We start from the raw sequence: 7305 nt of genomic DNA on the forward strand, positions 1-7305 counted from the left end.
ATACTGTCAGAACGAAACGGTATCAAATCTAACGACCGTTTGATCTGGTATGGCATCTTCCATACGAAAATCTGCGATTTAGGTTCCTTTTGATACTTTTTTTATGCAGGGTAGTTTTGATACTGGGAGTGAGCTGCTTTAGAAAATTTTAAGAATAGGAAAAATTGTTTTCATGGAAATTAAGTACAGATTATGCTATAGTGATGATAGAAGAATGGTAATGGGAGGTGTTTGAAACGGCTGAAAAAAATAAAGTGAAACCGGATACCATACTAAAGACATTCTGGCGGGACAATGACCGCTTTGCAGATTTATTTAATGCCGCATTATTTGGCGGGGAACAGGTGTTAAATCCAAGAGACCTTACAGAAGTGGATACCGATGTTTCCTCGTTCTTGAAATTTAATGGACACGCAGAAACTGTCCAGAAAGTTCTGGATGTGGTGAAGAAGACCGCATACGGAGTTGATTTTGTAATCTGGGGATTGGAAAACCAGGCGAAAATACATTACGCAATGCCGCTTCGCCATATGCTGGGTGATTGTTTTTCCTATTTAAAAGAATATAATGAGATCGCAGCCAGGAACAGAGCAGAGAAAGGTTTTGAATCTTCGGATGAATTTCTTTCCAACCTGAAGAAAACAGACCGTCTTCATCCTGTGGTCAGCCTGTGCGTATATTATGGCGAAAATGAATGGGACGGGCCGTTCTGTCTGACGGATATGCTGGAAATCCCAGAGAAACTGAAAACACTGGTATCCGATTATAAAATGAATCTGATTGAGGTAAGAAATAGTGAACCCCTGCGTTTTCATAACCCGGATGTAGATACGGTGTTTGATGTAAGCCGTTCTATTTATGAGCGTAACTTTGATAAGATCAACACCATATACAGGGATAAGAAAATCTCAGCAGAGCTTGGTGTGGTGATCGGGGCAATCACGGAATCACAGAAACTGATAGATCAGGCATTGAAATCCGAAAAAGAAGGAGGTCAGATCAATATGTGTGGAGCACTGGAAGAGTTAGTAGATAAGGGCAGACAGGAAGGAATGCAGAAAGGAATGCAGAAAGGAATATTGGCAAATATCAGAACCTGTAAAACCTTTCATATCAGCAAAGAAGATACAATTAAGAATATCGCAAAGGAGTTTTCTCTGCCGGAAGAAGATGCTATTGAATATGTAGAAAAATACTGGTAAGCAATTAAAGCAACCAGATGTAACCAGGAGAGTGGAATCTGTAAAAGGGTTCTGCTCTCTTTTTATTTTACAACAGGAAAGGATAAACAGGATGATCTATGGATATTGCAGGATTTCAACACCGCGCCAGAATCTGGAACGACAGGTCAGGAATATTCGGAATAACTATCCTGATGCTGTTATAGTAAGGGAAATATACACAGGAACGAAAGTGCAGGGAAGAAAAGAGTTTACGAAGATGCTTAAAAAGGTAGCAAATGGTGATACGCTTGTTTTTGACAGTGTTTCACGAATGAGCCGTACTGCACAGGAAGGATATGGAATATATGAAGAGTTGTATAACCGGGGCGTGTCCCTGGTATTTTTGAAGGAGCCCCACATCAATACCAGCACATATCAACAGGCAATAGACAGTCAGTTGTCTATGAAAATTAATACAGGAGATCTGGCTTCGGATGAACTGATGGCTGGAATCTTGAATGCTGTCAATGGCTATATCTTAAACCTTGCCAGAAAACAGATTCTTCTGGCTTTTGAGCAGTCAGAAAAAGAAGTAGCAGATCTGCACCAAAGAACCAGGGAGGGCATCGAGACAGCACGCCTTAATGGAAAACAGATTGGACTTCCGGCAGGAACCAAGCTGGTTACGAAAAAATCTGTGGAATCGAAGCGGTTAATCCGTAAGTACAGCAGAGATTTTGAAGGTGCGCTCAGCGACAAAGAGTGTATTGTTCTGATCGGGATTTCCAGAGGTTCTTATTATAAGTACAAACAGGAACTGAGACGTATGGAAATGGAGGATGCGACAAAACGCACAAAGTAGATGCCAGGATAATCCATAGTAAACCGGGAACAGCTAATACAAACCGCCTATGAGGAACCATATTATAATTGGAACAGATTCGGAGGTGATGATAATGCTTGATAACGTTCCTGATACTCTTACACTTGCGGAATTACAAAGTGTACTTCAGATTGGAAAGAATACAGCACTGCGCCTTGTGCATGATAATATTATTACAGGGCATCGTGTTGCTGGAAAGTGGTTGTTCTTGAAAGAGGATGTTCTGGAATTTATAAAAAATAGCTGAAATGAAATTATTATGATTTACGACGACTCGTAATGATGATACAATAATGTCATCAGAAAGAGAGGTGTAGTCTATGCCAACAATTATACCGATTAGAGATTTAAGAAAAACCAGTGAACTCTCTGAACTTGCACATAAAAAGCAGGAACCTATCTATGTCACAAAAAATGGATATAGTGACCTGGTTGTAATGAGTTCTGAGTTCTACGAGCACTTGGTACAGAGCAACAAAATAGATCAGGCAATTTATGAAGCTGAAAGAGAGATAACAGAAGGTGCAGAGCCGATTGCGATGGAAGATGCGATGGAAAGGCTGAACAAGAAATATTATGGATAAATATAAGGTTCTGCTGTATCCAAGAGCATATCGGGACATTGAAGACATCTATTCATATATTGCACTTGAAAAAATGGCACCTGAAAATGCGCAAGGGCAAACGAATAGAATCTGGGAGGCTTTAAAAAAGTTGGAGCTTTTTCCAGAATCACATCAAGACCGGCTGGTTGGTCGTTACGCTGATAAGGGATACAAGCAGCTTATGATTGACAACTATATTGCAATTTACAGAATTGAGAAAGAAACGAAAAAAGTTTTTGTTGTGACGATACAATATCAAGGACGGAATTTTTAGATGGAAGGGCAGTTGATAGTGATATCGGCTGTCCTTCTGACTTGGACGGAGATTGATTATGGGTAATAAAAGGTTGAATTGTTGTAAAACGGATTTGTTATACATTTCATGCGTTGTAGCACAATATATTCAGAATTAGAAGCCTGTAATGTGAATGATAAGTTGATGATTAAAGAATATATAACGATGGAGAACGTTAAAAATGAATGATTATATTCCACAGGATCCATATTTTAATAAGGTTGTACATTGGTTTTTGGCAGAAAAGAAAGAGATTGGTGAGGAACAATTTTTGCAGCTTAGATTTATTACTGCTATGGTGCGAGAAGGGAAATGTAGAGTTGAAGATTTGCCACAGAATAGAGAATTAGACAAAATAATATCTGGGTGGATAAAATGTAGGCTTGTTAATGAACAAGAAGTAGTAGACATATATAAAAACGATCGAATACAGCTTAGGGTTATTTGTGAGATGTGGAAAATTAAGTTACCAGAAAAGATAGATTATGACCTGGTATTGAAATTACATTATTTATTAGGTGTAAATGAAAAGAAGGAGGACTCACCTATTGCGAAGGATCCAATTTTTTCAAAAATTGTAAATCATTTTCATGGGATGCAGGAGAAAAACAAGAATGAGATACGATATAATCTAAAACAGCTGTATCAATTGAGATTTATTGCTTTCATAGTAAAACAGGAGCGCTATAAGCTTGAAAACATCGGTGTACAAGGGGTACAAACAAGATAAAATAGAAATGAGGGGCGATAGAGCGGAAATGTCAGATTTTCCACTCTATCTGAACACGGTCGCTGGTGGCCTTGATCGTAGAGATCAAACCATCGGCGGCTTTTCTTTTGTCGTCAAAATCTATGCTCTCCCAGTTGTCGAGATAATAGGATAACTTCTTTATCTGCTGGGGCGATATGGTTTCAACGCTCAATTCGGCGATTGCCTTTGAAATGGTCTGGCGTCGGGTGTCCAGTTCTTCAATTTTTTTGTTAGCGTAGGCAAGCAAGGTCGCATTGGCTCCGGTCAGTGTGTCCAGCAGCTTTTCAATTTCTGCCTCCACCTGTGCCAGCTCTACTTGATAGGCTGTCAGCTTCGGATTGACCTTTTCCTCTTTGCCGTGGAGTATCTGAAAATCTTTGAACTTCTCCTGCATGGCCGAGAAAATGAATTGCTCAAATTCTTCTTTGCGAATTTTCCCGCAGCCTGGACAGCCTTTATTTTCCGTCCGTTTGGTACAGCGGAAATATCCGGTGCTGTTTGGTACATGGGTGGCTTTCAGAGCATACCCACAATGACCGCATTTGATTTTTCCGGCCAGCCAAGTATTTTTCGGTTTCCGTCCCTGCTGGAAGGTGGTATTTGCCATAAGTTTTTTCCGGCATTTCAGCCATGTGTCAGAGGAAATGAGTGCTTCGTGGGGAGCGATAACAAGTATCTGGTCTTTTAAGCACCTGTCCTTGTCCTCCTTCACATCCCGCCCCTGATAGAGATAGCAGCCGTTTGTTCCGGCAAAGTCGGAAGCGTCATTGACAATCGCTGCGCCCTGGCTCTTGAAAAATTCGTACAGTTCCAAATCGGCCTGTGCGTAAACGGGGTTTCTTAAAAGCTGGGAAAGAAATGTACGGAACATGGATTTGCCATAAATTTTTATGTCATGTTCCTCGAAGTATCGGGTAATATCTCCGAAGGAGGTTTCCGATTCAGCGTACATTTCAAACATCAGCCGAACATGGTCGGCGGCTACGGGGTCGGCAACCATTTTCTTTGTGCGGATACCCTCTACCACAGTAGGCTCTAACTGATAACCGTATGGTGCCTGTCCGCTCATGTGAAAGCCTTTCAGGCACCGGGAATAGTAGGCGTCTGTGACACGCTTCTGAATTGTCTCACGTTCAAGCTGGGCGAATACAATGCAGATATTCAGCATGGCCCGGCCCATCGGGGTCGAAGTATCAAACTTTTCCGTGGAGGATACAAACTCCACATCGTACTCTTGAAACAGCTCCATCATCGTTGCAAAGTCCAGAATAGAGCGGCTTATACGGTCCAGCTTGTACACGATGACCCGCCGGACCTTTCCCTTGCGGATCTCGCCCAGTAGCTTTTGAAACTCCGGTCTGTCCGTGTTCTTACCGGAATAGCCTTTGTCCTTGAATACCCGGCAGCTCCCGCCTTTCAATTCATACTTGCAAAAGTCAATCTGACTTTCAATGCTGATACTGTCCTTGCGGTCTACTGACTGTCTTGCGTAAATACAATCTTCTCTGATAAATTCCATATTGGGCTCCTTTCCTTGTTGGAATGGAGCTACCAACCTTACAACTATATTATACCATCAGCAGCCCCGGACAACAATGTTGCGAATGATTAGGGAAATCTGTCCCCATATTTACTGAACACCTCGTAAAGACAACGCTCAATTTCTTTTTTGCGCTGTTCTTTCTCCTTCGGGGGAAGTACCGGCGTGAGGCTTTCCAGCACAATGATCTTCCCTTGAAATGCGACAGACTTTGTTTCTCGTTCATAAGTGACAGCTTGCGTCATTGAAAACCTCCTTTGCGAAAGTGCGTGTATATGCCAGCCTTTCCCACTTGTCCCGTGGGGAAACGTCAAAAGACGGCACCCAGCAGGTGCCGCCCTTTGAGCTTTCTCCACTTCGGGTCAATGTGGCCCGAGGTCAGTAAGGACTGGAAAGGTACTTTTCTTTGGCGTCCTCCACGCTGTTGAGGTCGAATACTTCATAAAGCTGCCCCACAACACGCCGTATATCCTTCTTTGAAAATCCGCAGTCCTCCATTGCCATAATGACATAACCACGGCAGGCGTCATTGCTCCATTCGTCCGGTTCCAAGCCGGGGATCATTCCAAACGCATTTCCCATAAAGTGCTCCTTTTTTGAAAAGATGGGGAGCCACGCCGGATTGGTTGGCCTATCATCAGACAGCATTGCCGGGGGCTCCCCATAGGTTTTCACTTCATTTCAGACACACCGGACGGGCATAGGCTTCATGCCCCATAGTATTTCAACTCTCCCCATTCTGATGGCAAGGCGTTCTCATTGCCTGCGACGGCTCACGGCTTGCAAGGCCGCTTCAACGCTCGGACTGTGACTAAACGCAAGTATCCGGGTTCTGCGCCTGTTCCGGTGGAGCCAGCCTTGCCCCACCTATGGCATGGACCTGTTCGCTCGCTCAGTTTTACAAAGACTGTATTCTCTGAAATCCGAGGTCATGGCGGGTCTGTCACACAGCGCGTTCCCCTTCGTATCCGGGTGTCTTTTTATTCAATTTTCAATCTGCATGAGGCTTGTCTGAACCTCGGGCCATTGTGACCCGAAGTGTTTTGCCTCTCATAAGCCATTTCATTTTCCGGCCTAAATCGGTACGCCTTACAAAGAATTTTTCAAAATTTTTTCTAAGCGCCGCAGACCTCGCTCGATTGCGACACGAACCACTTTTTCATGGACGCCCTCTGCCCGGGCAATGTCCTGTTTGGTCATGCCGAGAATGAAATGAGCATAAATCCGTTTTGCCTGTTTGTCCGGCAAACTGGAAATCGCTGCGTGAAGCTCCTGCATGGTCACTTTCCGCTCATACAGTTCATGGGGCGATAAGGCGACAAAGACAGCTTCGTGCTCCAGCCCGTCGTCCCGATCAAGGGAATAGTAGGCTTTGTGGCGGTATGTACGCAGCCGATAAGCAGCCTCTTTACGCTCAAACTCTTTGAACATTTCTGCAACTTCTTCCGATACTTCCATGAAGCAATCCGATGTATAAAATGGGTAATAGTCCCGCAAATTGATAATAGCCATATTGACCTCCGTTTCGGTTGTTGGTTGACGAGTGACCGAAACGAAGGCGGCGGGGAGCGGCACCGGGGAATGACTTCGGGCCAACATGACCCGAAGCTAACGCATAAGAACGCAAAAGCGCCCGGGCGGCATGAAGCCACACGGACGCATGAAATGACATAATAATTAAGGTTCCAACAAATTTTGCATACATAGCCGGAATAACCCGGAGGCGGAGCTATGCTTTTTTTAACTGATGTAGGTCATGGGTGCTATGAAAAAAGGCAAAAATAGACACGGCGGCAATCCTCCTATATGCCGCCGTGGATTTACACGGTGTTAGGTCGTCGTTGGTTTAGGATAGACGAAAAGAAACGGCGGCTCTGATTTTCTCAAAACCGCCGTATCAGTCGATGATACAGAAAAGCGCACGAAATCCTCTGCCCGTCAGCGGTTTTTTTCTTTTCCCCGCTGTGGAGGCAGATGTTTGAATATGCAGGTATGTTTCATGCCGCAAAGGCCACAAAACATACCATGTTAGTCATTCAATTTGAATTAGAGTTCAATTCTTGCTTTC

General features: G+C 43.6%; 10 protein-coding genes. 6 read left to right on the forward strand and 4 right to left on the reverse strand.

What is annotated here, in order from left to right; all coding sequences use genetic code 11:
• Window positions 1-227: 227 nt before the first annotated feature.
• From PGQ38_RS18660 to PGQ38_RS18685, 6 genes are all read left to right on the forward strand, one after another.
• Window positions 228-1202 (forward strand): Rpn family recombination-promoting nuclease/putative transposase, encoded by a 975-nt coding sequence (locus PGQ38_RS18660; RefSeq protein WP_204453937.1) that lies wholly within the window; start codon window positions 228-230, stop codon window positions 1200-1202.
• 91 nt (window positions 1203-1293) lie between these two features.
• Window positions 1294-2025, forward strand: coding sequence for a recombinase family protein (locus PGQ38_RS18665; RefSeq protein WP_204453935.1), 732 nt, complete (start codon window positions 1294-1296; stop codon window positions 2023-2025).
• A gap of 94 nt (window positions 2026-2119) precedes the next feature.
• Window positions 2120-2293, forward strand: a complete 174-nt coding sequence (locus PGQ38_RS18670) for a helix-turn-helix domain-containing protein (protein ID WP_204453933.1) — start codon at window positions 2120-2122, stop codon at window positions 2291-2293.
• Between the two features lie 73 nt (window positions 2294-2366).
• Window positions 2367-2630: a type II toxin-antitoxin system Phd/YefM family antitoxin gene (locus PGQ38_RS18675; protein ID WP_204453931.1), complete on the forward strand. Its 264-nt coding sequence runs from the start codon at window positions 2367-2369 to the stop codon at window positions 2628-2630.
• Window positions 2623-2925 carry a type II toxin-antitoxin system RelE/ParE family toxin gene (locus PGQ38_RS18680; protein WP_204453929.1) on the forward strand — a complete coding sequence of 101 codons (303 nt, stop codon included), beginning with the start codon at window positions 2623-2625 and terminating at the stop codon, window positions 2923-2925. The genes PGQ38_RS18675 and PGQ38_RS18680 overlap by 8 nt, the downstream gene beginning before the upstream one ends.
• Window positions 2926-3127: 202 nt before the next feature.
• Window positions 3128-3676, forward strand: a complete 549-nt coding sequence (locus PGQ38_RS18685) for a hypothetical protein (protein WP_270433071.1) — start codon at window positions 3128-3130, stop codon at window positions 3674-3676.
• Between the two features lie 31 nt (window positions 3677-3707).
• Here PGQ38_RS18685 and PGQ38_RS18690 read toward each other — a convergent pair whose 3' ends face one another.
• The 4 genes from PGQ38_RS18690 to PGQ38_RS18705 form a co-directional block, all read right to left on the reverse strand.
• Entirely contained in the window at window positions 3708-5216 is a 1509-nt protein-coding gene (locus tag PGQ38_RS18690; protein ID WP_118203967.1) for a recombinase family protein, read from the reverse strand.
• Between the two features lie 89 nt (window positions 5217-5305).
• Window positions 5306-5482: a hypothetical protein gene (locus PGQ38_RS18695; RefSeq protein ID WP_015553872.1), complete on the reverse strand. Its 177-nt coding sequence runs from the start codon at window positions 5480-5482 to the stop codon at window positions 5306-5308.
• Window positions 5483-5615: 133 nt separating this feature from the next.
• A complete protein-coding gene (locus PGQ38_RS18700) occupies window positions 5616-5885 on the reverse strand; it encodes a hypothetical protein (RefSeq protein ID WP_015564338.1) in 270 nt (89 codons plus the stop codon).
• 441 nt (window positions 5886-6326) lie between these two features.
• Window positions 6327-6749 carry an RNA polymerase sigma factor gene (locus PGQ38_RS18705; RefSeq protein WP_015564337.1) on the reverse strand — a complete coding sequence of 141 codons (423 nt, stop codon included), beginning with the start codon at window positions 6747-6749 and terminating at the stop codon, window positions 6327-6329.
• Window positions 6750-7305: the final 556 nt, after the last annotated feature.

The sequence above is a fragment of the Blautia faecis genome, from assembly GCF_027662325.1.
Lineage (GTDB): Bacteria > Bacillota > Clostridia > Lachnospirales > Lachnospiraceae > Blautia_A > Blautia_A faecis.

Coding starts and splice junctions, on each gene's coding strand:
- PGQ38_RS18665 (WP_204453935.1), top strand. CDS start 1,294: ATGATCTATGGATATTGCAGGATTTCAACACCGCGCCAGAATCTGGAA.
- PGQ38_RS18670 (WP_204453933.1), top strand. CDS start 2,120: ATGCTTGATAACGTTCCTGATACTCTTACACTTGCGGAATTACAAAGT.
- PGQ38_RS18675 (WP_204453931.1), top strand. CDS start 2,367: ATGCCAACAATTATACCGATTAGAGATTTAAGAAAAACCAGTGAACTC.
- PGQ38_RS18680 (WP_204453929.1), top strand. CDS start 2,623: ATGGATAAATATAAGGTTCTGCTGTATCCAAGAGCATATCGGGACATT.
- PGQ38_RS18685 (WP_270433071.1), top strand. CDS start 3,128: ATGAATGATTATATTCCACAGGATCCATATTTTAATAAGGTTGTACAT.
- PGQ38_RS18690 (WP_118203967.1), bottom strand. CDS start 5,216: ATGGAATTTATCAGAGAAGATTGTATTTACGCAAGACAGTCAGTAGAC.
- PGQ38_RS18695 (WP_015553872.1), bottom strand. CDS start 5,482: ATGACGCAAGCTGTCACTTATGAACGAGAAACAAAGTCTGTCGCATTT.
- PGQ38_RS18700 (WP_015564338.1), bottom strand. CDS start 5,885: ATGCTGTCTGATGATAGGCCAACCAATCCGGCGTGGCTCCCCATCTTT.
- PGQ38_RS18705 (WP_015564337.1), bottom strand. CDS start 6,749: ATGGCTATTATCAATTTGCGGGACTATTACCCATTTTATACATCGGAT.